Raw genomic sequence first — 22,068 nt, forward strand, 5'->3', positions numbered from 1 at the left:
CTGGCCGCCGCCGCCGAAGCCAGCCAGGCGCGCCTGGCGGCGACGCGCATCGGTCGCAAGACCGGCGAACGCAGCACCCAGGACCTGCTGGATGCGGAAAACGCCGCCGCCGCCGCCGAGCTGGAGCTGGCCCAGGTACGCGCCACGCTGTTCCTGCAGGAGCTGCGTCTGGCCGCCCTCGCCGGCCAGCTGGACGAAGGCTTCTTCCAGCAGGCCAGCGCCCGCCTCGCCCAGCGCTGAGGCTGGGCGCCCGGGTAATAGGCAAACGGCGGCCGGAACGGCGCAGACCGCCCCACGTTAAGGCTCACGGCTGTAGGGACCGTAGGGTGGGAAACTCGCGCAGCGATTTCCCACCAGCGCCGCGCGCCGTGGCATCGGTAGACAAGGCTGCGCGTTGTCTACCCTACGGCGCCCACCGGTCGGCGCTTCTCGCCTCAGGTGATCTGCAGCGAGCCGCCGGCTTCCATCAGCAGGTCGATGACCTGCGGCGCGGTAATGATGGCGTAATCGGGCACCATGTCCTGCGCGGTGAGGCCGTTGTGCTGCATGCATGCCGAGCAGATGGCGATCTTGCCGCCCAGCTCCCGGTAGCGCCCAAGCAGTGCGTCCACCGGTTCGAAGGGCGCGCCGATATCCAGGTCGATGGCGCCGGGCTGACCCAGCTCGACCGCCTCGGCCATCAGGATCAGGGTGGTGTCGTGCCCCTTCATGCGGGCATTGAGTGCCATGGTGAAGGCGACGGTGACCTTGTTGGGGTTGCCACGGCCATCGAACAGGGTGGCGACGAAGCGAGTGCTGCTCATGGGGATTCTCCCGCGGATGGATGAAAGAGAGACGCCCGACATTGCCGGGCGTCCATTGACCTGCCTTCCGGGCTGGGACACCTGAACGGCCGTATCCGGCTAGCCAGCCGCGCCCTGGCGGCGTAGCAGGCGCGTCCAGCCGGCTACGGTGTAGACCAGCACCATGGTGCCAAGCATGCCCAGACCATAGACCAGCACGATGAGGATCCAGTCGATCGGACCGGCAGCGTCGGTGAAACCGGACGACGACACCGTGGCCATCAGCACCAGCGCCAGCACACCACCAACCAGACCTACCAACTGAGCGCGCACCAGCCGGCTGGCCGCGATGCCGCGCTCGCGTACCAGCAGGGCCACGAAGGCCGCGGTGCCGAGCAGCACCATCGCCAGCAGCAGCCAGAGCAGCGGGCCGAGCATTTCCAGGAACACGGCCAGCAGGATCATCGGATCGAGTTCTTTCATGACGGATTCCTCGGCGGTTCAGGCGTGACCGCGCAGCATGCTGATGTAGGTGGGCTTGAGGCCCATGGTCTTGACCACCCAGCTGGTCCACAGCTCTTCCAGCGGCGCGATCACCCCCGGGAACGAAGGAGTGAGGTTGTTCTGGTAGTCGAACTCGATGAGCATCGCCCGACCCAGACGGGTGATCAGCGGGCAGGAGGTGTAGCCGTCGTAGCGGGCCGTCGATTCGGTACCGGCGATGTCGGCCAGCAGGTGCTCGACGGCCACCGGCACCTGCCATTTCACGCTGGCGGCGGTCTTGCCCTTCGGCACGCCGGCGATGTCGCCGACCCCGAACACGTTCGGATAGCGCACGTGGCGCAGGGTGTGCTTGTCCACCTCCAGCCAGCCCTCGTTGCCCCAGGCGCCCTGCTGCCAGGGCAGCGGGCTGTTGCGCACCACGTCCGGCGCCTTCATCGGCGGAATCACGTTGATGAAGTCGTAACCCATCTCGGTGGTGCCCTCCGGGGTGCGGAAGGTGCCGATGCGCCGGCCCGGGTCGATGGACTGCAGCACGCGGTCGTAGTTGACCTTGATGTCGCGCTGCTGGAACAGCATGCGTACCTTTTCCGAAACGATCGGCACGCTGAACAGCGCCTTGTTGTTGGCGTTGTAGATGATCTCCGCCTTGCCACGATTGCCCCGACGGGTCAGGTAGTCCTCGGTGACGAAGGTGTACTTCAGCGGGGCGCCGGCACATTTCATCTCGGTACCCGGGCGCAGGAACACGCCCACGCCGCCCTTGTCGGCGAACTCGGACATCTGCCGCCAGGTGGCCTCGGCCGCCGCCGGGCTGTGGTAGATGCTGCCCAGACCGTTCTGGCCGATCAGGCGTTCATCCATGCCCTCGATGGCGGCGTAGTCCAGCTGCAGGCCGGTGGCGACCACCAGGAAGTCGTAGGGCACGCTGCGCCCCGAGGCGGTGACCACCGTGTTGCCCTCGGGGTCGATCTCCGCGACGCGCTCCTCGATGAACTCCACGCCGTGCGGCACATAATCGGCGGTGCTCGAAGTCACGTAGTTGGCCGGCTTGATGCCGGAGGCCACCAGGGTGAAGCCGGGCTGGTAGTAGTGCGCCTTGCGCGCATCGATGAGTGTGATGGTCGCGCCTTCCAGCCGTGCGGCCAGTCGCGAGGCGGTTGCCAGGCCAGCCGCCCCGGCCCCGGCGATGACGATCCGGGCGGCGCTGCGCAGCTTCGGGGCGGCTTGGGCGGCACCGGGCTTGAGCAGCAGGGCGCCGGCTCCGAGCGCCGACAGCTGCATGAAGGTCCGTCGGCTCAGCGGTTCCCTCAGGAGCCCTTCGTCGGGCCCGGTGTTGTTCTTGTTATCGCTTTTCATGCTCCCTACTCCTGTTGGTGCGAAGCGCAATAGATCTCCCACAACGTGCGCATGATCCGCTCGACATCGGCGTTGGCCAGGCTGTACCGGATGTGCTTGCCGTCCCGCTCCGTGCTCACCAGCGCATTCTGGCGCAGCACCGCCAGCTGCTGGGAAAGCGTTGGCTGGCGAATGCCCAGCGCCGCTTCCAGCTCGCAGACCGCATGGGGCCCGTCCTTCAGCTGGCACAGCAGCAGGAGTCGGTCCTCATTGGCGAGCACCTTGAGCAGATTGCAGGCTGCTCCGGCATGGCGGCGCAGATCATCGACACGGGTGGTTGGGGTGTCCTGCATGGTTACCGTCCACTCTTTACAAAAAAACTATATATAAATTTATAGATTGTCCGGATACGACCTTGGTAATCCGGCCACAAAAAAAATCCCCGGTGGAAGCAGGCTTCCACCGGGGATTTGGTTTCGCGAACGGCGCGATCAGGCGTAGGGATGGCGCAGCACGATGGTCTCGTTGCGATCCGGGCCGGTGGAGATGATGTCGATCGGCGCGCCGACCAGTTCCTCGATGCGCTTGATATACGCGCGGGCGTTGGCCGGCAGGTCCTCCAGACGCTGGGCGCCGACGGTGGATTCGCTCCAGCCCGGCATTTCCTCGAACACCGGCTGCAGGCCGACATAGCTGTCGGACTCGGTCGGCGCCTCGGCCAGCAGTTGGCCGCTGGCATCCTTGTAGCCCACGCAGAGCTTCACGGTTTCCAGGCCGTCCAGCACGTCCAGCTTGGTCAGGCACAGGCCGGAGATGGAGTTGATCTCGATGGCGCGACGCAGGATCACCGCGTCGAACCAGCCGCAACGACGGGCACGGCCCGTGGTCGAGCCGAATTCGTGACCGACGCTGGCCAGGCGCGCGCCGACCTCGTCGAACAGCTCGGTGGGGAACGGACCAGAGCCGACGCGGGTGGTGTAGGCCTTGGTGATGCCCAGGATGTAGTCCAGGTACAGCGGGCCGAAGCCGGAACCGGTCGCGGTACCGCCGGCGGTGGTGCTGGAGCTGGTCACGTAGGGGTAGGTGCCGTGGTCGATGTCCAGCAGCGAGCCCTGGGCGCCCTCGAACATGATGCAGGCGCCAGCCTTGCGCAGCTCGTGCAGGCGCGCGGCGACGTCGGCGACCATCGGCTTGAGGATGTCGGCGTAGCCCAGCGCCTCGTCGAGGGTCTTCTGGAAGTCCACCGGCTCGACCTTGTAGAAGTTCTGCAGGACGAAGTTGTGGTATTCCAGCAATTCCTTGAGCTTGGCAGCGAAGCGCTCGGGGTTGAACAGGTCGGCGATGCGCAGGCCGCGACGCGCTACCTTGTCCTCGTAGGCCGGGCCAATGCCACGGCCGGTGGTGCCGATCTTGCCTTCCGCGCGAGCCGCCTCGCGGGCCTGATCCAGTGCCACGTGGTACGGCAGGATCAGGGTGCAGGACGGGCTGATGCGCAGGCGCTCGCGCACCGGCACGCCCTTCTCTTCCAGCTTGGTGATTTCGCGCATCAGGGCGTCGGGAGCCACCACCACGCCGTTGCCGATCAGGCACTGCACGTTCTCGCGCAGGATGCCGGACGGAATCAGGTGCAGGACGGTCTTCTCGCCGTCGATCACCAGGGTGTGGCCGGCGTTGTGACCGCCCTGGTAGCGCACCACTGCGGCGGCCTGGTCGGTCAGCAGGTCGACGATCTTGCCCTTGCCCTCATCACCCCACTGGGTGCCCAGGACGACGACGTTCTTACCCATAACACTTGTCCTCTTCGGAAGCTCGGTAGCCGGCACGGGCCGGCGGAAAAAGTCTCAGGAATTCAGCGCCACGGCCTGCCACTGGCCATCGCGGATCAGCAACTGACGATCGCAACCGGCCGCGACCGCCGCGTCGAGGTCCTGCCCCGGCAGCGCCTGAACCACCCGCTCGCCGGCCTTGCGCAGGCGCTGCACGGCCTGCCAGAGATAGAAATCATGGCTGTCGGGCGCCCAGATGCCAGCCGGCGCAGCGACGCTTTCGCGCGTGCCGAGATCGATGAGCGCCTTCAGATCGGTGGAGAAGCCGGTGGCCGGACGGGCACGGCCGAACACCGCGCCGATGTCGTCGTAACGGCCACCCTGGGCGATCGACTGGCCCACGCCCGGCACGAAGGCCGCGAACACCACTCCGGTGTGGTAGTGGTAGCCACGCAGCTCGCCCAGGTCGAAGTACAGCGGCAGCTCCGGGTAGCGCATCTCCAGCAGATCGGCGATGCCCACCAGCTCGTCGAGCGCCGCGTGCACGTCGTCCGGTGCATCCACCAGACAGGCCTGCGCCAGGTCGAGCACCTCTCGCCCGCCACACAGCTCGGCGAGGGCGCGCAGCATGCGAGCCAGGGATTCCGGCAGGTCTGCGGTCAGCGTTTCGATCTCGTCCACCGCCTTGCGCTGCAGGGCGTCGAACAGGCGCTGCTCGGCCTCGCCAGTCAGCCCGGCGACAGCGGCCAGACCGCGATAGATGCCGACGTGGCCCAGGTCCATGTGTACGTTGGGCACCGCCGCCAGCTCAAGCATGTCGAGCATCAGGCTGATGACTTCGACATCACTGGCCGGACTGGCATCGCCATAGAGTTCGGCACCCAGCTGGATCGGGCTGCGCGAGGTGCTCAGCGCGCGCGGACGGGCCTGCAGCACGCTGCCGGCGTAGCACAGGCGCACCGGACCTTCGCGGCGCAGGCTGTGGGCGTCCATGCGCGCGACCTGCGGTGTGATGTCGGCGCGGAAACCCATCTGCCGACCGGATTGCGGGTCGGTGACCTTGAAGGTACGCAGGTCCAGATCCTGGCCGGCGCCGGTCAGCAGGGATTCAATGAATTCAATGTGCGGGGTGACCACGAACTCGTAGCCCCAGCGCTGAAACAGGTCGAGCACCTGGCGGCGGGCTGCTTCGATGCGCGCCGCTTCCGGCGGCAGAACTTCCTCGATGCCATCTGGCAGCAGCCAGCGATCTACCGTTGCCATTTCGCCTCCCCGGGCAAACCTTAACGAAGCAGATACAGGAGGGCGGTGCCCAGCAGCATGCTGACCAGCCCCATCCAGCGCAGCTGACGGTCGGACAGCTGCAATAGCTGACTGAACGCCGCGCGCCAACGCTGCGGGAACAGGAAGGGCAGGATGCCTTCCAGCACCAGCATCAGACACAGGGCAATACCGAGTTCCTGCCACATGCTTATTCACGCAGACGTAAAAAAGCCGGGTTTGGCCCGGCTGGCGGATGATAACAACCTTTTGCCTGTGGGTCATCCGGCGAGCAGCATGGCTCGCCGGATGGCACCGCGTCAGGGCTTGCTTTTCTGCATGTAGCGGAAGAAGTCGCTGCTGGGATCAAGCACCAGCACGTCGCTCTTGTCGTTGAAGCTGTCGCGCATGGCCTGCAGGCTGCGGTGGAACGCGTAGAACTCCGGATCCTGCGAGTAGGCCTGGGCATAGATCGCCGCCGCCCGGGCATCGCCCTGACCACGGGTTTCCTCGGCTTCACGATAGGCTTCGGCGAGCAGTACGCGGCGCTGACGATCAGCATCGGCGCGGATACCTTCGGCCAGCTCGCGACCCTTGGCACGGTGTTCACGCGCTTCGCGCTCACGCTCGGTGCTCATGCGCTCGAACACGCTGCGGTTGACTTCGCGCGGCAGATCGATGGCCTTGACACGCACGTCCAGCACCTCGATGCCCAGTTCACGACGCGCCATGCGATCCATGGAGGCGGTGATCTCGGCCATCAGCGCATCGCGCTCGCCGGATACCACTTCGTGCAGGGTGCGCTTACCGAACTGGTCGCGCAGGCCGGCTTCCAGACGACGCGCCAGGCGCTCGTCGGCGATCTGCTTGAGGCCCGAGGTCGCGGTGTAGAACTGCTCGGCATTGGCCACGCGCCACTTGGCGAAGGCGTCCACCATCACCGCTTTCTTTTCCAGGGTCAGGAAGCGCGCAGTGGCGGTATCCAGGGTCAGCAGACGCGCATCGAAGGTGCGCACCTTGTCGACCAGCGGGATCTTCACATGCAGGCCCGGCTGCACGTCGCCCTCGACCACCTTGCCGAAGCGCAGCAGCACGGCCTTCTCGGTCTGCTGAACGATGTAGAAACTGTTCCAGGCGACCAGCGCCACCACCACCCCGACAATCAGGGCAGCCAGCGATTTATTGCTCATCAGCGGCTCTCCCTCGTACGCAGATCACGCTGTTCCATCTCCCGCACGATGCGCGCGGCGGTATCGGCGGCGCTCGGCGTGGTCGCAGCGCCGGATTGCGCGTTGCCCGGCGCGGCGGCGCGCCCCTGAACCATCTTGTCCAGCGGCAGGTAGAGCAGGTTGTTCTGCCCCTTGTCGCCAGCGACCAGCACCTTGCTGGTGTTGCCGTAGATTTCCTGCATGGTTTCCAGGTAGAGACGTTCGCGAGTGACCTGCGGCGCCTTGCGGTACTCGGCCAGCAGCAGCTTGAAGCGTGCGGCCTCACCTTCGGCGCGGGACACGACGGCATCGCGGTAACCGCTGGCCTCCTCGATGATGCGCTGGGCCTGACCACGCGCTTCCGGAATCACGCCGTTGGCATAGGCTTCGGCCTGGTTCTTCTCGCGCTGCTCGTCTTCACGGGCACGGATCACGTCGTCGAAGGCTTCCTGCACTTCCTTGGGCGCGGCGGCGCTCTGCACGTTCACCTGGGTGACGGTAATGCCGGTGCGGTAGTTGTCCAGGAAGCGCTGCAGGCGCTCGCGGGTGTCGGTTGCCACCTGTTCACGGCCCTCGGTCAGCACCTGGTCCATGGCGGTCGAACCGACCACATGGCGCAGCGCACTGTCGGTGGCATGCTGCAGGCTCACCTCCGGCTGGTCGACGTTGAGCACGAAGTCCTTCAGGTTGGAGATCTTGTACTGCACGGTCAGCGGCACCTCGACGATATTCTCGTCCTCGGTGAGCATCTGGCCCTGCTTGGAATACGCCCGCTCGCGGGTGACGTTTTCCTGGAACTTGCGGTCGATCGGCGGGAAATAGATGTTCAGGCCCGGACCGACGGTTTCGTAGTACTCGCCGAAACGCAGCACCACCGCCTGTTCCTGCTCGTCCACCACGTAGATGGCGCTGTACAGCCACATCACCGCCAGCACGGCGACGACAATGGCGATCAGACCGAAGCCACCACCCTTGCGGCCGCCGGCGGCGCCGCCCCCAGAGGATTTCTTGCCGCCGAACATGCCGTTGAGGCTGTCCTGCAGCTTGCGGAAGGCCTCGTCCAGATCGGGCGGACCCTTGCGATCGCCGCCACGGCGGCCGCCCCAGGGATCCTGATCATTGTTGTTCGAGTTGCCACCCGGCTCGTTCCAAGCCATAGCGCTCTCCATCAGATAAAGCGAAGGCGCGCCCGCGGCGCGCCGCTCAATGCTACCGAATGCCGCACGGAGGCGGCAAAGTTGCCCACCCGGGCATTATTGCAAAGTGTGTTGCGCCAGGAATTCGCTCGGCTGCAGCCCCTCGCGACTGACCAGCCGGTTCAGCTCGATGCGCGGCAGGCGCACCGACAGCAGGCTGGCCCCCCGTTCATCATGGGTTTCTTCCTGCACGGCCCCCAGCTCGAAGAACTGTGCGCGCAGGCGCCCCAGGCGCTGCGGCAGGCACAGGGTACCGACGAACAGATCCTCGCCGAGCAGTTCGGCGATGGCCTGGCGCAGCAGGTCCAGACCTTTCCCCTCGCGGGCCGACAGCCAGACCCGCTGCGGCTTGCCCTCGCCGTCACGCTGAATCTGCGGCTCCACGCCTTCGAGCAGGTCGATCTTGTTGTACACCTCGAGCATGGGCAACTGGTCGGCGCCGATCTCGCCTAGCACGCGCAGGACCTGGTCGATCTGCTGGTCACGCTCCGGTTCATGGGAATCGATCACGTGCAATAACAGGTCGGCGTTGCTGGACTCCTCCAGCGTGGCACGGAACGCCTCCACCAGCTTGTGCGGCAGGTGGCGAATGAAACCTACGGTGTCCGCCAGGATCACCGGCCCGAGATCGTCCAGCTCCAGACGCCGCAGGGTCGGATCCAGCGTGGCGAACAACTGGTTGGCGGCATACACCTCGGAGGTGGTCAGGGCGTTGAACAGGGTCGACTTGCCCGCGTTGGTATAACCCACCAGCGAGACCGAGGGGATATCCGCGCGGCGACGGCCGCGCCGCGCCTGCTCGCGCTGGCTGCGCACCTTCTCCAGACGGGACTTGATCTGCCGGATGCGCACCCGCAACAGGCGGCGGTCGGTTTCCAGCTGGGTTTCACCCGGGCCGCGCAGGCCGATACCGCCCTTCTGGCGCTCAAGGTGAGTCCAGCCGCGCACCAGGCGCGTGCTCATGTGCTCCAGCTGGGCGAGCTCCACCTGCAGCTTGCCCTCGTGGGTACGGGCGCGCTGGGCGAAGATGTCGAGAATCAGCCCGGTGCGGTCCAGCACCCGGCACTCGAACTCCCGCTCCAGGTTGCGCTCCTGGCTCGGGGTGAGGGTGTGATTGAAGATGACCAGCTCGACGTCCTCGGCCTTGACCAGGTCGCGAATCTCCTCGACCTTGCCGCTGCCGATCAGGAACTTGGCGCTCGGCTGATGCCGCGACACGCTGACGAATGCCACCGTGTCGGCACCGGCCGAGTTGGCCAGCTCCTGGAACTCCTGCGGGTCTTCACGCGCTTCCGGGTCCTGGCCTTCCAGATGCACCAGAATGGCCCTTTCTCCACCACCAGGGCGCTCGAAGAACAAGATGGACTCCTATCAGGCGTTGCCGGACTCGGCGGTCTCGGACTCGCCGGCATTCGGCAGACGGACCGGGCGGCTCGGCACTACGGTGGAGATGGCGTGCTTGTAGACCATCTGGCTGACGGTGTTCTTTAGCAGGATGACAAACTGGTCGAAGGACTCGATCTGGCCCTGCAGCTTGATGCCATTGACCAGATAGATGGAAACCGGTACGCGTTCCTTACGCAGGGTGTTGAGGTAAGGGTCTTGTAGCGAGTGCCCTTTTGACATTGCAAAACTCCTATCAATGGAAATGAGAACGTAAGCGGGGGATTGCAACGGCTCGGCATCCCCTCGAAGGATAGACAGCATCAGTACGGATCAGCCCAATATGGAGACCGACTCCAGGCATTTCAAGGCGCGTGACAGGTTGTCGCAAGCCTGGCTGTCGAGCCATTGCAGGCCCTGCCAGCCTCGCAACCAGGTGTACTGCCGCTTGGCCAGCTGACGAGTGGCAATGATGCCGCGCTCGACCATATCGGCGCGATCCAGCTGCCCCTCGAGATACTCCCAGACCTGACGGTAGCCCACCGCTCGTATAGACGGCAGCCCGGCGTGCAAGTCACCTCGCTGGCGCAATCGTTCGACTTCTTCGACGAAACCCTGTTCCAGCATGAGATGGAAACGCCGGGCGATACGCTCGTGCAGAACGGAGCGCAGACCCGGCGCGATCGCAAATTGCGCGACAGTATACGGCAAACCTGCCGTCCCGGCGCCGGGCTGCGAAGCATTTTCCAGGGCCTGTCGACGGCGGTGTTCGCTCATGCTCACACCGCTGACGCGGTACACCTCCAGGGCGCGCACCAGCCGCTGCGGGTCATTGGGATGAATGCGCGCGGCGGACTCGGGATCGACGGCGGCCAGTTGGCGATGCAGCTCGGCCAGGCCCAGTTCGGCAGCCTGACGCTCGAGCTCGGCGCGCACCGCAGGGTCGGCGCTGGGCATGTCGGCAAGGCCACCCAGCAATGTCTTGTAATAAAGCATGGTGCCGCCGACCAGCAGCGGAATGCGCCCCCGGGCGGTGATGTCCGCCATGGCCTGCAAGGCATCGACGCGAAACTCGGCGGCCGAGTAGCTTTCCACCGGATCGCGGATATCGATCAGCCGGTGCGGAAACTCGGCGAGCACCTCCGGCTCCGGCTTGGCGGTGCCGATGTCCATGCCCCGGTAAACCAGCGCCGAATCAACGCTGATCAGCTCGACAGGCAGCGCGCGTGCCAGCGCCAGCGCCAGGTCGGTCTTGCCGGCGGCGGTCGGGCCCATGAGGAAGATGGCGGGAGGCAGGGAGGACATCGAGGGACTCACAGCGGATGGCTGCATAGTTTCCAGTTGCCGGCCGCCGGCTGCAAGCGAGCGTGCGCCCAACGCCCACGACACCGCAGCGGCGGTCGGGAAAGCGCCGACCGCCCTACGACCTACCAACTATGCATGGGCTGGTCAACGTGACGCGTTGGCCCGCATGGACAGTACCCATGGCCGATTACCTGCCGCGCAGGAACAGCTTGTCCAGGTCGTCCATACCCAGCTGCGTCCAGGTCGGCCGACCGTGGTTGCACTGGCCGCTGCGCTCGGTGTGTTCCATATCGCGCAGCAGGGCGTTCATCTCCGGCACGGTTAGGCGGCGGTTGGCACGCACCGCGCCGTGGCAGGCCATGGTCGCCAGCAGCTCGTTGAGGTGTGCCTGGATGCGGTCGCTGCTGCCGTATTCCAGCAGATCGGCCAGCACGTCGCGCACCAGCTGTCCGGCCTGGGCCTGCTTGAGCAGTACCGGGATCTGGCGGATGGCCAGGCTCTCCGGCCCCAGGCGCTGAAGCTCGAAACCCAGGCGCTGGAACCAGGCGTAGTGTTCCTCGGCGCAATCCGCCTCGCGCTGGCTGACCGCCAGGCTTTCCGGCACCAGCAACGGCTGGCCGCGTAACCCCTCGCTGGCCATGGCGGTCTTCAGCCGCTCGTAGGTGATGCGCTCGTGGGCCGCGTGCATGTCCACCAGCACCAGACCCAGGGCGTTCTCGGCCAGGATGTAGACGCCCTTGAGCTGGGCCAGGGCGTAGCCCAGCGGGGGAATGTCACCGCTGGATTCCGGCAGCGGCGCCACCTCGGCAGCTGGCAGCGGGGCGAAGTATTCGCGGTAGGCGCCCTGCAGCTCAGCCGCCGGCACCGGCTGCACGCCGCGCGGTGCATAGCCGCCCCCGTTGGCGGGTCGCCAGGCGGGGACGTCGGCGGGCCGCTCCAGCACCGTGGCGGCCAGACTCATTTCCGCCTGCGGGCCGAATTCGCCGGCGTCCAACCCCGTGGGGCGGACCATCGGCGCGACAGCGGCCGGTGCGGCCAGCTGATCCTCCGGACGCACCTCGCCCAGGGCGCGATGCAGGGTGCCGTAGAGAAAGTCGTGAATGGTGCGGCTGTCGCGGAAGCGCACCTCGTGCTTGGTCGGATGCACGTTGACATCCACCGTCGCCGGATCGAGCTCCAGGAACAGCACGAAGGTCGGATGCCGGCCGTTGTAGAGCACGTCGCGGTAGGCCTGGCGCACCGCGTGAGCAACCAGCTTGTCGCGCACCATGCGACCGTTGACGTAGAAGTACTGCAGGTCCGCCTGGCTGCGCGAGAAGGTCGGCAGGCCGACCCAGCCCCACAGGCGCAGGCCGTTGCGCTCGATCTCCACCGGCAGCGCCTGCTCCAGGAAGGCCGGCCCGCACACCGCCGCCACGCGGCGCGCACGGGTCTGTGCGTCGGATGCTTCATGCAGCGCCAGCACGCTCTTGCCGTTGTGGCGCAAATGGAAGGCCACATCGAAGCGCGCCAGCGCCAGGCGTCTGATGACTTCCTGCAGGTGCTCGAACTCGGTCTTCTCGGTGCGCAGGAACTTGCGCCGCGCCGGGGTGTTGAAGAACAGGTCGCGCACTTCCACGGTAGTGCCGACCGGATGCGCCGCCGGCTGCACGCGCGCCTCCATGTCACGCCCCTCGGTTTCCACCTGCCAGGCCTGGCCGGCATCGGCGGTGCGCGAGGTCAGGGTCAGGCGCGACACCGAACTGATCGAGGCCAGCGCCTCGCCACGAAAGCCCAGGCTGCTGACCGCTTCCAGATCGTCCAGCTCGCGGATCTTGCTGGTGGCATGGCGCGCCAGGGCCAGCGGCAGGTCGTCGGCCGGAATGCCGCCGCCATCGTCACGCACGCGCAACAGCTTGATACCGCCCTGTTCCACATCCACGTCGATGCGCCGGGCACCGGCATCCAGGCAATTCTCCAGCAGCTCCTTGATCACCGAGGCCGGGCGCTCGACCACCTCGCCGGCGGCGATCTGGTTGGCCAGCCGCGGACTGAGCAGCTGGATACGACGAGTTTCACTCATGGCTGCACCGCCAGGCTGGTGGCGGGGATGCGCAGGGACTGGCCAATGCGGATCATGTCGCTATTCAGGTTGTTGGCTCGGCGCAGGCTGGCCAGGCTGACCTGGTAGCGCTGGGCGATCTGCAGCAGGTTCTCACCGGCGCTGACCACGTGGGTGCGCGCGATCGGCGCGGCTTCGGCCAGCAACTTGGCGTCCCGTTCCCAGGCCAGCAGCGTGCCCGGCGGCGGGCTGGCATGGAAGAACTGGCGGATGCCCTGATGAATCGAACGGGCCAGTGCCTGCTGGTGGCTGGACTTCTGCAGCTTGCTGGCCTCGCCCGGATTGGTGATGAAGCCGGTCTCCACCAGAATCGAGGGAATGTCCGGGGACTTGAGCACCATGAACCCGGCCTGCTCCACGCGCCGCTTGTGCAGCGGCGTGACGCGGCCCATCTGCGTCAACACCTTCTGGCCGACATCCAGGCTGGAGGACAGCGAGGCGGTCATCGACAGGTCGAGCAGCACACCGGCCAGCATGGGGTTCTTGTCGTCCAGACTGACGCCACCGTCGCCGCCGATCAGGTCTGAGCGGTTTTCCGTGTCGGCCAGCCAGCGCGCGGTTTCCGAGGTCGCGCCCCGGTCGGACAGGGCGAACACCGATGCCCCGGAGGCCGAGGTGCGCGGTGCGGCATCGGCGTGCACGGAAACGAACAGGTCGGCGCCCATCTTGCGGGCGATCTCGGTGCGCTTGCGCAATGGAATGAAATAGTCGCCGGTACGCACCAACTGGGCCTTGAAGCCCTTTTCGGCGTTGATCTGGCGCTGCAGCTCTCGGGCGATGGCCAGCACCACGTCCTTTTCGCGCACGCCGCGCGGCCCCAGCGCACCGGGATCTTCGCCGCCATGACCGGCATCGATGGCGATCAGCACGTCGCGCTTGGCGCTTGGCGAGGGGGCCAGCCGGACCGGTGGCACGGCCGCCGCGGTCGCCGTTGCAGCAGGGGTCTCCGGCGCCGCGCCTTCGTCGTACAGGTCCACCACCAGGCGATGGCCGTACTGCTGGTTGGGCGGGAGGGTGAAGCTGCGGGGCGTCACCCGTGCGCCCAGGTCCACGACGATGCGCAGTTCACTGGGCGTGCGCTGGGCGGAACGCAGCCCCTTGATGGGGGTGTTCTCCACGGAGAGCTGGTCCAGCGCAGCCTTCATCTGGCCGGCCGGAATGTCGATCACCAGGCGATCCGGCGCGCTGAGCGTGAACACGCTGTGTTCGGTCGGGCCGCCGAGGTCGAAGACCAGGCGGGTATTGTCCGGAGCCCGCCACAGGCGCACGCCCCGCACCTCGACGGCCATGGCTTCCGCCGTCAGCCCCAGGAGCATCGCAATCCCGACGAACGCAGCGGCGACTCGCATCAGTTTCTCCATCCGCTTGCTCATTCCGGCAGCGCCAGCGCTCGACACCAGGCCTCGCCGCGCGGGCTACGCGGGCTCAGGCGCAGCGCGCGACCGGCTTCATGGGGGGTAATGGTAATGTCCAGGTCCGCCCTTGGCAAAACGCCGACGCCGCGCTGCGGCCACTCCACCAGGCACAGGGCATCACCGGTGAAATAGTCGCGAATGCCGAGGAACTCCAGCTCCTCGGGGTCGACCAGGCGGTACAGGTCGAAGTGATAGATGCGCGCCGCGCCCAGCTCATAGGGTTCCACCAGGGTGAAGGTCGGACTCTTGACCGCCCCGGTATGCCCGAAGCCGCGCACGATGCCGCGCGACAGCGTGGTCTTGCCGGCGCCCAGGTCGCCGTGCAGGTAGATCACGCCCCGGCCCTCGCTGACCGTCGCCAGGCGCGCGCCCAGGGCCAGCATGGTCGCTTCGTCGGCGGCATACAGCATCAGTTCAGACATGGGGCATGCTCCTCCAGCACTTCTCGTATGACAGTCATCAGGTCGCGGGCAGCCAGCCCGCGACCGCCGGCGCCGAGCCGGACTCCCGCGCGGGCATGCAGCCAGACACCGAGAGCGGCGGCCTCGAAGGCCTGTAATCCCTGGGCACGCAACGCAGCCAGCAGGCCGGCCAGCACATCGCCGAGCCCGGCGCTGGCCATTGCCGGATGGCCCTGATCGCAGAGCACCAGCCGACCGTCCGGCGCGGCGACCAGGCTGCCGGCCCCCTTGAGCACCACCACGGCGCCGTAGCGCCGGGCCAGTGCCAGCGCCGCTCCGCGACGGTCGGCCTGGATCTCCCGGGTATCGACACCCAACAGCCGCGCCGCCTCGCCGGGATGCGGCGTCAGCAGCGCATCACTCGGCAAACGAGCCGCGCCCGCAGCCAACAGGTTCAGCGCATCGGCATCCCAGACCTGCGGCTTGCCAGAGGCCGCCGCGGCGGACAGCAGGCTACGCCCCCAGGCGCCCTGCCCCAGCCCCGGCCCGACCACCAGCTGACTGGCGCGATCCAGCAACGGCATCAGCTGGTTGGCGGAGGACACGCCGGCGGCCATCACTTCGGGACAACGCGCCAGGGAAGCGGCGGTGTTATCCGGCCGGGTCGCCAGCGATACCAGGCCCGCACCGCTGCGCAAGGCCATTTCCGCCGCGAGCAGGCCGGCGCCGCCGGTGCCGCGTTCGCCGCCCACCACCAGCACATGACCGAAGCGGCCCTTGTGATCGGTGGGCCGACGCGGCGCCAGGCGCGGCACCACCGAGCCATCCAGGCGTTGCGCCAGCCAGGGTGTGGCCGCGACCAGCGCCGCGTCGGCCTGCAGGTCGGCGAAGCGCAGCTCGCCCACCACGTCCGGGCCCACGCCGCTGAACAGGCCGAACTTCAGACCGATGAAGGTCACTGTCAGTTGCGCGCACACCACACTGCCCAGCGCCCGGCCGCTGTCGGCGCACAGACCCGAGGGAATGTCCACGGCGAGAACCGGCAGGCCGCTGGCGTTCATGGCGGCGATGGCGGCGGCATAGGGCTCGCGCACTTCGCCCTGCAGGCCGGTGCCCAGCAGCGCATCGACCAGCACGCCGGCCAGGTTCGCATCGGCCCGCCAGGGCTCGATTGACGCGCCGCCCTGGCGGGCCTCGGCATGCGCCAGCGCGGCATCGCCCCGTAGCTCGGCGGGATCGCACACCGCCAGCACGCGCACCTCAAGTCCGGCACGCACGGCCAGGGCCGCCAGCAGATAACCGTCGCCGGCATTGTTGCCGCGTCCGGCCAGCACGGTCAGTTGCCGGGCATCCGGCCAGCGCTGGCGCAGCGCGCGCCAGGCGGCATGCGCGGCGCGCTGCATCAGTTCGAACCCCGGCGTGCCGGCGGCGATCAGCCGGGCGTCGAGGTCACGCACCTGAGCAGCGGAATAGAGGGGAATGGGCAGTGGGTCGCGAGCGGGTGCCATGGGTAGCTCCGATGTCTGGCAGAATTATACGCATCTTCACCAGCCCGCCGCCCCGCCATGTCCGCCACGTTTCCCGATCTCGACACCCTGGCCCGGTCCATCAAGGACTGGGGCCGCGAGCTGGGCTTCCAGCAGGTAGGCATCGCCGATGTCGACCTCGGCACACATGAGCAATATCTGCAGGACTGGCTGGCCGCCGGCTACCAGGGCGAGATGGACTACATGGCCGCCCACGGTCACAAGCGCTCACGGCCAGCCGAACTGGTGGAAGGCACCCGCCGGGTGATCTCGGTACGCATGGACTACCTGCCCGGCGACACCGGCATGGCCGAACGCCTGGCCGACCCGGAGCAGGCCTATGTATCGCGCTACGCGCTGGGCCGCGACTACCACAAGCTGGTGCGCAAGCGCCTGCAGCAACTGGCCGAGCGCATCCAGAGCGTGGTCGGTCCGTTTGGCTATCGCGCCTTTGTGGACAGCGCACCGGTGCTGGAGAAGGCGCTGGCCCAGCAGGCGGGCCTCGGCTGGATCGGCAAGAACACCCTGCTGCTGAACCGCCAGGCCGGCAGCTGGTTCTTCCTCGGCGAGCTGTTCGTCGACCTGCCAGTGCCGATGGACGAGCCCCACAACCGCGAGCACTGCGGCTCCTGCCGGGCCTGCCTGGACATCTGCCCGACCGGCGCGTTCGCCGGGGAACGCTTGCTGGATGCGCGACGCTGCATCTCCTACCTGACCATCGAGCTCAAGGGGGCGATTCCGCTGGAGCTGCGACCGCTGATAGGCAACCGGGTGTTCGGCTGCGACGACTGCCAGCTGGTCTGCCCGTGGAACCGCTTCGCGCGCCCCACTGGCGAAAGCGATTTCCTGCCGCGTCACGACCTGGACAACAGCCAGCTGGCCGCGCTGTTCCGCTGGAGCGAGGAGGAGTTCCTGCAGCGCACCGAGGGCTCGCCACTGCGCCGCGCCGGCTACCAGCGCTGGCTGCGCAACCTGGCGGTGGGGCTGGGCAACGCGCCGAGCACCATCGCGGTGATCGAGGCGCTGGAGCTGCGGCGCGACGACCCGTCGGAGCTGGTGCGCGAGCATGTGGCCTGGGCGCTGGCGCGGCACGGGCGGGGGTAGCGTTCGGAAAGCTCGCGGACAACTTCGCTCCCACAAAGGCGGCACCGAGCTCAACCGGTGGGAGCGGATTCGTTCGCGAGCGTTTGGGCTCGGTGCGCACCCGGCTGGCGGCCAGAAGAACGCTGACCGCCCCACGCGGCCCTCACGCCTTGATGAAATGCTCGCGGTAGTGGCGCAGCTCGGCGATGGATTCGCGGATGTCGTCCAGTGCCAGGTGGCTGCCCTTTTTCTGGAAGCTTTCCTTCACGGCCGGCGCCCACAGGTCGGCGAGGATCTTCAGGGTGGAGACGTCCAGGTTGCGGTAGTGAAAATAGGCTTCCAGGGTCGGCATGTGGCGGTAGAGGAAGCGGCGGTCCTGGCAGATGCTGTTGCCGCAGATCGGCGAGGCGCCCTTGGGCACCCATTCCTCCAGGAAGGCCAGGGTTAGCGCCTCGGCCTCGGCGGTTTCAATCCGGCTTTCGCGCACGCGCCGGGTCAGCCCGGACTGGCCATGGGTGCGGGTATTCCATTCATCCATGCCGGCGAGGATGTCGTCGCTCTGGTGGATGGCGATCACCGGGCCTTCGGCCAGCACATTGAGCTGGCTGTCGGTGACGATGGTGGCCATTTCGATGATCTGGTCATTGTCCGGATCTAGACCGGTCATTTCCAGGTCGATCCAGATCAGGTTCTGGGCATTCAGCATGACGGGGCTCCTTGGGTCGGGGCGGCGCAGTCTAGTGGTCCGACCGTCCGAATCAAATACTCCGCTTCCTGACGGCGCTTTGCCAGAACGAATCGTCGCACCCCGGGCGCCCCGGCGCGCCGTGATAGAATGCGCGCCCTCCCCCGACCAGGCTCCAGCATGTCCAAACGCCAACTCTCTCGCCGGCAAAACTGGCGCATCGGCAAGATCCAGGAAGAGCGCGCCGCCCGCGCCGCCAAGCGCGAGGAGCGCATGCTCGACGAGCTGGAAGGCGGCGACCTGGGCCCGGAACAGCACGGTCTGGTGATTGCCCATTTCGGCGTGCAGGTGGATGTCGAAGACGGCGACGGGCAGATCTGCCGCTGCCACCTGCGCGCCAACCTGCCCACGCTGGTCACTGGCGACCGGGTGGTGTGGCGTGCCGGCAACCAGGGCCAGGGGGTGATCGTCGCCCAGCTGCCGCGCAGCAGCGAACTGTGCCGGCCGGACAGCCGCGGCCAGCTCAAGCCGGTGGCGGCGAATGTCGATCAGATCGTCATCGTCTTCGCGCCACTGCCGCAGCCGCACGCCAACCTGATCGACCGCTATCTGATCGCCGCCGAGCACGCCGGCATCCGCCCGTTGCTGCTGCTCAACAAGGCCGACCTGCTCGATGAGGACAACGCGGCGTTCATCGACAGCCTGCTGACCACCTATCGGCAGCTCGACTACCCCTTGCTGGAAGTTTCCGCCCACGAAGGCGCCGGTATGGACCAGCTGCGCGCGGCATTGGATGACCGCATCAGCGTGTTCGTCGGCCAGTCGGGGGTGGGCAAGTCGTCGCTGGTCAACAGCCTGCTGCCGGGGGTCGACCTGAAGGTCGGCGCGCTCTCGGAACTGACCGGCAAGGGCACGCACACCACCACCACGGCGCGGTTGTTCCATTTCCCGGAGGGCGGCGACCTGATCGACTCGCCCGGCATCCGCGAATTCGGTCTGGGCCATGTCAGCCGCGACGATGTAGAAGCCGGCTTCATCGAATTCCGCGAACTGCTCGGTCGCTGCCGCTTCCGCGACTGCCGCCACGACCGGGAACCCGGTTGCGCCCTGCTGCAGGCGCTGGAGGAAGGACGCATCCAGCCGCAGCGACTGGCCAGCTACCGGCACATCATCGCCAGCCTGCCGGAACGCGAGTACTAGCAGCGCACCCCCCCCTTTCCCCTCGCGGGAGAGGGTCGGGGAGAGGGGGGCTGGCCTTATTGCTGCTTCAGCTCATCCATCTGCAGCGGGCCGTCGCGGAACAGGTCCATGCGCTGCTTCACCTCCTCGGCCGGCACCGGCGGCGGCGGCGCCTCCTGCGGCGCAGGGAGGCGGCCACCCGAGCCATCCGGCTCGCCTTCCATCGCCCGCTGCGCCTTACGGGTCAGCACCACGATATCGATGCGGCGGTTGGCCGGACTGTAGGGATCGGCGCGGTTGTACAGCGCCGCTGAGGCGTAACCGACCACCTGGGCAACGTTCTCCTCCGGATAGCCACCGGCCACCAGCGCCCGGCGGGCGGCGTTGGCGCGCTGGGTGGACAGCTCCCAGTTGCCCTCGAAACCGCGCGCCGCCGAGTACTGACGAGCATCGGTATGGCCGCTGAGGGTGATCTTGTTCGGCACGGTGACCAGAGTGTCGCCCAGGGCCAGCAGGATGTCCTCGAAGTACTCTTCCATGCGGTCGCTGCCCAGGGCGAACATCGGGCGATTCTCCGAATCCATGATCTGGATGCGCAGCCCGTCGCGGGTGCTCTCGATCAGGATCTGGTCCTTGAAACGCTGCAGCTCGGGGCTTTCCTCGATGACGTTCTGCAGCTCCAGGCGCAGCATTTCCAGACGCTCGAAATCCAGCTCGGCGGACAGGTTGCTGATCTCGTCGACGTCCACCGGATTGCTCAGTCCCTCGCTGAGCGGACCGTTCAGCTCGACGTTCTGGGTGCGATCCGGCGCCGGGTGCGGCGAGCCGCCCAGGTCGATGACGTGCTTGCTGGTCGAGCCGCTGAAGCCGATCGGGTCCTTGAAGTAGCCGGAGATGATCGCCCGCTGCAGCGGCGTGGACACCGACATCAGCCAGAGCACCAGGAAGAACGCCATCATGGCGGTCATGAAGTCGGCCAGGGCGATCTTCCAGGAGCCACCGTGATGGCCGCTGTCATAGCGCTTGATGCGCTTGATGATGATGGGCTGGTTGTTTTCCATCGCCTGTCATCAGCTCCCGCGCATCGCCTGTTCCAGCTCCTGGAAGCTGGGCCGATGCCCCGGCAGCAGCACCTTGCGTCCGAACTCCACCGCCAGGGTCGGCGGCAGGCCGGAGGCCGAGGCGATCAGGCTGGCCTTGATGGCCTCGTAGACGTTCAGCTCCTCGCGGGCGTCCTGCTCCAGGCACACCGACAGCGGGCCGATGAAGCCGTAGGCGGCCAGGATACCAAGGAAGGTACCCACCAGCGCCGCCGCCACGCTTTCACCGATGCGCGCCTGCTCGGCTTCGCCGAGCAGGGCCATGGTCATCACAATGCCCAGCACTGCGGCGACGATACCGAAGCCCGGCAGCGCGTCGGCCACCTTGCCCACCGAGTGGGAGGGGTGGTGCAGCTCTTCCTTGAGGCTGGCCAGCTCCATTTCGAAGAGGTTTTCCAGCTCGTGAGCGGCCATGTTGCCGCTGGTCATGATGCGCAGGTAGTCGCAGATGTACGCCACCATGCGCTCGTCGTTCAGCACGCTAGGGTACTTGGCGAAGATGGGACTTTCGTGGGGTTCCTCGATGTCGCCCTCGATGGCCATCATGCCTTCACGCCGGCTCTTGGTGAGGATGTCGTAGATCAGCCGCAGCACTTCCAGGTAATAGGCCCGGTTGTAGCGCGAGCTGAACATGCGCAGCGATTTCTTGATGATGCGCCACGAGTTGTGGCCACGGTTCGACTGGATGAACGCGCCCAGCGCCGCACCACCGATGATGATCAGCTCGAACGGATGGATCAGCGCCATGATCTTGCCGCCCGCGAGCGCGAAGCCGCCCAGCACGCTGCTGAATACGACGAGAATACCGATGATTTTTGCCATGACTGAAGACTACGAATCCTGGAGGAAGCGGACGACCGGTTATGCCCTAGTGGTTATCGGCGCCCTTCAGGCAAACTGAAGGCGAATTTTTCAGGTACGCGCCAATGCCCATGCCAGACCCTTCCGCGCCGCCCCGCAGCCTCGACGCCTGGCTTGCACGCCTGGACGCGACGAGCCTGCCCATTTCCGACCGGCAACGCGAGCAGTTGCACCGCGAACTGCGCCGTGGCGACCGTCCGCTGCGCATCATCGCCCAGCGACTGCAGACCTGTCCGGCCCTGACCCTGGCCCTCTTGCGCGAAGCCAATCGCCACGCACCCGGCCCGCTGGGCAGTGACAGCGAGCACCTGGAAAGCGCCCTGGTACGCCTCGGCCTGAGTCGCGCCGCGACCATCCTGCAGGAACTTCCGGAACGCAACGCGACCACCCTGCCGCCGACCCTGATCCAGTTGCTCCTGATCAGCCAGCACGCCCAACACCAGGCCGCCGGCCTGTTCGCCACCCGCATGGCGCGCCTGGAGGGCGAGATTCTCTGCGCCAGCCTGCTGTTCCTGGCGCCGTTCTGGGCGCTGGCCCAGGCCTTCCCCGACCTGCTGCAACGCTGGGAAGCGCGTGTGATCGGCGAGCACCAGCCGGCCCGCACGGTGGAACAGGATCTGTTCGGCGTGCCGCTGGTGGAACTGGGCCTGGCGCTGGCCCGACGCTGGCGGCTGCCCGAGGCGGTGATCCTCGGCTACCAGGCGCTGGGCCAGGAGCGCGACGCCCTGATCCGTTGCCTGCGCCTGGCACGGCGGCCCGGCACGCACCCGCTGCAGCGCCTGCAGGACGAGGACTCCGAGCAGTTGCGCTGGCTGACCCGCCCCAGCCACAGCGCCCTGTTCGCCAACGCCCTGGCGCTGGCCGCCCACAGCGCCTGGGATGATGCCCGCAGCCTGCGCTGGCAGCGACTGACGGCGCTCTATCTCGACCTGCCCCTGGCGCGCGTGCAGACGCAGATTCACGGTCTGGCGGCGGACA

The 22,068-nt window shown here is 67.0% G+C and carries 22 protein-coding genes and 1 pseudogene; 4 read left to right on the forward strand and 19 right to left on the reverse strand.

Annotation, left to right across the window (positions count from 1 at the left end; all coding sequences use genetic code 11):
- Positions 1 to 240, forward strand: a pseudogene (locus AS93_RS20900) (hypothetical protein); the annotation flags it as partial.
- Between the two features lie 194 nt (positions 241 to 434).
- Here AS93_RS20900 and AS93_RS0117155 read toward each other — a convergent pair.
- The 16 genes from AS93_RS0117155 to AS93_RS0117230 form a co-directional block, all read right to left on the reverse strand.
- A complete protein-coding gene (locus AS93_RS0117155) occupies positions 435 to 803 on the reverse strand; it encodes a DsrE family protein (RefSeq protein WP_027591731.1) in 369 nt (122 codons plus the stop codon).
- A 99-nt stretch (positions 804 to 902) separates the two neighbouring features.
- Positions 903 to 1,265, reverse strand: a complete 363-nt coding sequence (locus AS93_RS0117160; protein WP_027591732.1) for a DUF5368 domain-containing protein — start codon at positions 1,263 to 1,265, stop codon at positions 903 to 905.
- Positions 1,266 to 1,283: 18 nt separating this feature from the next.
- Positions 1,284 to 2,642 carry an FAD/NAD(P)-binding oxidoreductase gene (locus AS93_RS0117165; protein ID WP_051587527.1) on the reverse strand — a complete coding sequence of 453 codons (1,359 nt, stop codon included), beginning with the start codon at positions 2,640 to 2,642 and terminating at the stop codon, positions 1,284 to 1,286.
- A gap of 5 nt (positions 2,643 to 2,647) precedes the next feature.
- Complete coding sequence (locus AS93_RS0117170) at positions 2,648 to 2,974, reverse strand: metalloregulator ArsR/SmtB family transcription factor (protein ID WP_027591734.1); 327 nt, start codon at positions 2,972 to 2,974, stop codon at positions 2,648 to 2,650.
- A 138-nt stretch (positions 2,975 to 3,112) separates the two neighbouring features.
- Positions 3,113 to 4,408 carry an adenylosuccinate synthase gene (locus AS93_RS0117175; protein ID WP_027591735.1) on the reverse strand — a complete coding sequence of 432 codons (1,296 nt, stop codon included), beginning with the start codon at positions 4,406 to 4,408 and terminating at the stop codon, positions 3,113 to 3,115.
- Positions 4,409 to 4,462: 54 nt separating this feature from the next.
- A complete protein-coding gene (locus tag AS93_RS0117180; RefSeq protein ID WP_027591736.1) occupies positions 4,463 to 5,650 on the reverse strand; it encodes an ATP phosphoribosyltransferase regulatory subunit in 1,188 nt (395 codons plus the stop codon).
- 20 nt (positions 5,651 to 5,670) lie between these two features.
- Entirely contained in the window at positions 5,671 to 5,856 is a 186-nt protein-coding gene (locus AS93_RS0117185) for a DUF2065 family protein (protein ID WP_027591737.1), read from the reverse strand.
- A gap of 111 nt (positions 5,857 to 5,967) precedes the next feature.
- Positions 5,968 to 6,837, reverse strand: a complete 870-nt coding sequence (gene hflC / locus AS93_RS0117190; protein ID WP_027591738.1) for a protease modulator HflC — start codon at positions 6,835 to 6,837, stop codon at positions 5,968 to 5,970.
- Positions 6,837 to 8,012, reverse strand: coding sequence for an FtsH protease activity modulator HflK (gene hflK / locus AS93_RS0117195; protein WP_027591739.1), 1,176 nt, complete (start codon positions 8,010 to 8,012; stop codon positions 6,837 to 6,839). The genes hflC and hflK overlap by 1 nt, the downstream gene beginning before the upstream one ends.
- Positions 8,013 to 8,108: 96 nt before the next feature.
- Complete coding sequence (gene hflX / locus AS93_RS0117200) at positions 8,109 to 9,410, reverse strand: ribosome rescue GTPase HflX (RefSeq protein WP_027591740.1); 1,302 nt, start codon at positions 9,408 to 9,410, stop codon at positions 8,109 to 8,111.
- A gap of 12 nt (positions 9,411 to 9,422) precedes the next feature.
- Positions 9,423 to 9,677, reverse strand: a complete 255-nt coding sequence (gene hfq, locus AS93_RS0117205; RefSeq protein ID WP_027591741.1) for an RNA chaperone Hfq — start codon at positions 9,675 to 9,677, stop codon at positions 9,423 to 9,425.
- Between the two features lie 90 nt (positions 9,678 to 9,767).
- Positions 9,768 to 10,739 (reverse strand): tRNA (adenosine(37)-N6)-dimethylallyltransferase MiaA, encoded by a 972-nt coding sequence (miaA, locus tag AS93_RS0117210; protein ID WP_027591742.1) that lies wholly within the window; start codon positions 10,737 to 10,739, stop codon positions 9,768 to 9,770.
- Positions 10,740 to 10,926: 187 nt separating this feature from the next.
- On the reverse strand, positions 10,927 to 12,801 hold the full coding sequence (mutL, locus tag AS93_RS0117215) for a DNA mismatch repair endonuclease MutL (protein ID WP_027591743.1): 1,875 nt from the start codon (positions 12,799 to 12,801) through the stop codon (positions 10,927 to 10,929).
- Positions 12,798 to 14,189, reverse strand: a complete 1,392-nt coding sequence (locus AS93_RS0117220; protein WP_027591744.1) for an N-acetylmuramoyl-L-alanine amidase — start codon at positions 14,187 to 14,189, stop codon at positions 12,798 to 12,800. Before AS93_RS0117220 ends, mutL begins: the two co-directional genes overlap by 4 nt.
- Before the next feature lie 20 nt (positions 14,190 to 14,209).
- Positions 14,210 to 14,677 (reverse strand): tRNA (adenosine(37)-N6)-threonylcarbamoyltransferase complex ATPase subunit type 1 TsaE, encoded by a 468-nt coding sequence (gene tsaE / locus AS93_RS0117225; protein ID WP_027591745.1) that lies wholly within the window; start codon positions 14,675 to 14,677, stop codon positions 14,210 to 14,212.
- Positions 14,665 to 16,164 carry a bifunctional ADP-dependent NAD(P)H-hydrate dehydratase/NAD(P)H-hydrate epimerase gene (locus AS93_RS0117230; RefSeq protein WP_027591746.1) on the reverse strand — a complete coding sequence of 500 codons (1,500 nt, stop codon included), beginning with the start codon at positions 16,162 to 16,164 and terminating at the stop codon, positions 14,665 to 14,667. The genes tsaE and AS93_RS0117230 overlap by 13 nt, the downstream gene beginning before the upstream one ends.
- 57 nt (positions 16,165 to 16,221) lie before the next feature.
- Between AS93_RS0117230 and queG the strand changes: the two genes are divergently transcribed.
- Entirely contained in the window at positions 16,222 to 17,286 is a 1,065-nt protein-coding gene (gene queG / locus AS93_RS0117235; RefSeq protein ID WP_027591747.1) for a tRNA epoxyqueuosine(34) reductase QueG, read from the forward strand.
- 142 nt (positions 17,287 to 17,428) lie between these two features.
- Here queG and orn read toward each other — a convergent pair whose 3' ends face one another.
- Positions 17,429 to 17,971 (reverse strand): oligoribonuclease, encoded by a 543-nt coding sequence (gene orn / locus AS93_RS0117240; protein WP_027591748.1) that lies wholly within the window; start codon positions 17,969 to 17,971, stop codon positions 17,429 to 17,431.
- 159 nt (positions 17,972 to 18,130) lie between these two features.
- On the opposite strand from orn, the gene rsgA reads away from it, so the two are divergent.
- Positions 18,131 to 19,150 (forward strand): small ribosomal subunit biogenesis GTPase RsgA, encoded by a 1,020-nt coding sequence (rsgA, locus tag AS93_RS0117245; RefSeq protein ID WP_027591749.1) that lies wholly within the window; start codon positions 18,131 to 18,133, stop codon positions 19,148 to 19,150.
- Between the two features lie 56 nt (positions 19,151 to 19,206).
- On the opposite strand, the gene motB is transcribed toward rsgA, so the two are convergent.
- Both motB and motA read right to left on the reverse strand, forming a co-directional pair.
- A complete protein-coding gene (gene motB / locus AS93_RS0117250) occupies positions 19,207 to 20,190 on the reverse strand; it encodes a flagellar motor protein MotB (protein ID WP_027591750.1) in 984 nt (327 codons plus the stop codon).
- 9 nt (positions 20,191 to 20,199) lie between these two features.
- A complete protein-coding gene (gene motA, locus AS93_RS0117255; RefSeq protein WP_027591751.1) occupies positions 20,200 to 21,051 on the reverse strand; it encodes a flagellar motor stator protein MotA in 852 nt (283 codons plus the stop codon).
- A gap of 104 nt (positions 21,052 to 21,155) precedes the next feature.
- On the opposite strand from motA, the gene AS93_RS0117260 reads away from it, so the two are divergent.
- Positions 21,156 to 22,068, forward strand: a 913-nt coding sequence (locus AS93_RS0117260) for an HDOD domain-containing protein (protein WP_155956182.1), incomplete at its 3' end; no start/stop codon positions are given.

Origin of the sequence: Pseudomonas sp. RL (genome assembly GCF_000647775.1) — a bacterium.
Taxonomy (GTDB): Bacteria; Pseudomonadota; Gammaproteobacteria; order Pseudomonadales; family Pseudomonadaceae; genus Serpens; species Serpens flexibilis.

Coding starts and splice junctions, on each gene's coding strand:
- AS93_RS0117155 (WP_027591731.1), bottom strand. CDS start 803: ATGAGCAGCACTCGCTTCGTCGCCACCCTGTTCGATGGCCGTGGCAAC.
- AS93_RS0117160 (WP_027591732.1), bottom strand. CDS start 1,265: ATGAAAGAACTCGATCCGATGATCCTGCTGGCCGTGTTCCTGGAAATG.
- AS93_RS0117165 (WP_051587527.1), bottom strand. CDS start 2,642: ATGAAAAGCGATAACAAGAACAACACCGGGCCCGACGAAGGGCTCCTG.
- AS93_RS0117170 (WP_027591734.1), bottom strand. CDS start 2,974: ATGCAGGACACCCCAACCACCCGTGTCGATGATCTGCGCCGCCATGCC.
- AS93_RS0117175 (WP_027591735.1), bottom strand. CDS start 4,408: ATGGGTAAGAACGTCGTCGTCCTGGGCACCCAGTGGGGTGATGAGGGC.
- AS93_RS0117180 (WP_027591736.1), bottom strand. CDS start 5,650: ATGGCAACGGTAGATCGCTGGCTGCTGCCAGATGGCATCGAGGAAGTT.
- AS93_RS0117185 (WP_027591737.1), bottom strand. CDS start 5,856: ATGTGGCAGGAACTCGGTATTGCCCTGTGTCTGATGCTGGTGCTGGAA.
- hflC (WP_027591738.1), bottom strand. CDS start 6,837: ATGAGCAATAAATCGCTGGCTGCCCTGATTGTCGGGGTGGTGGTGGCG.
- hflK (WP_027591739.1), bottom strand. CDS start 8,012: ATGGCTTGGAACGAGCCGGGTGGCAACTCGAACAACAATGATCAGGAT.
- hfq (WP_027591741.1), bottom strand. CDS start 9,677: ATGTCAAAAGGGCACTCGCTACAAGACCCTTACCTCAACACCCTGCGT.
- miaA (WP_027591742.1), bottom strand. CDS start 10,739: ATGTCCTCCCTGCCTCCCGCCATCTTCCTCATGGGCCCGACCGCCGCC.
- mutL (WP_027591743.1), bottom strand. CDS start 12,801: ATGAGTGAAACTCGTCGTATCCAGCTGCTCAGTCCGCGGCTGGCCAAC.
- AS93_RS0117220 (WP_027591744.1), bottom strand. CDS start 14,189: ATGCGAGTCGCCGCTGCGTTCGTCGGGATTGCGATGCTCCTGGGGCTG.
- tsaE (WP_027591745.1), bottom strand. CDS start 14,677: ATGTCTGAACTGATGCTGTATGCCGCCGACGAAGCGACCATGCTGGCC.
- AS93_RS0117230 (WP_027591746.1), bottom strand. CDS start 16,164: ATGGCACCCGCTCGCGACCCACTGCCCATTCCCCTCTATTCCGCTGCT.
- queG (WP_027591747.1), top strand. CDS start 16,222: ATGTCCGCCACGTTTCCCGATCTCGACACCCTGGCCCGGTCCATCAAG.
- orn (WP_027591748.1), bottom strand. CDS start 17,971: ATGCTGAATGCCCAGAACCTGATCTGGATCGACCTGGAAATGACCGGT.
- rsgA (WP_027591749.1), top strand. CDS start 18,131: ATGTCCAAACGCCAACTCTCTCGCCGGCAAAACTGGCGCATCGGCAAG.
- motB (WP_027591750.1), bottom strand. CDS start 20,190: ATGGAAAACAACCAGCCCATCATCATCAAGCGCATCAAGCGCTATGAC.
- motA (WP_027591751.1), bottom strand. CDS start 21,051: ATGGCAAAAATCATCGGTATTCTCGTCGTATTCAGCAGCGTGCTGGGC.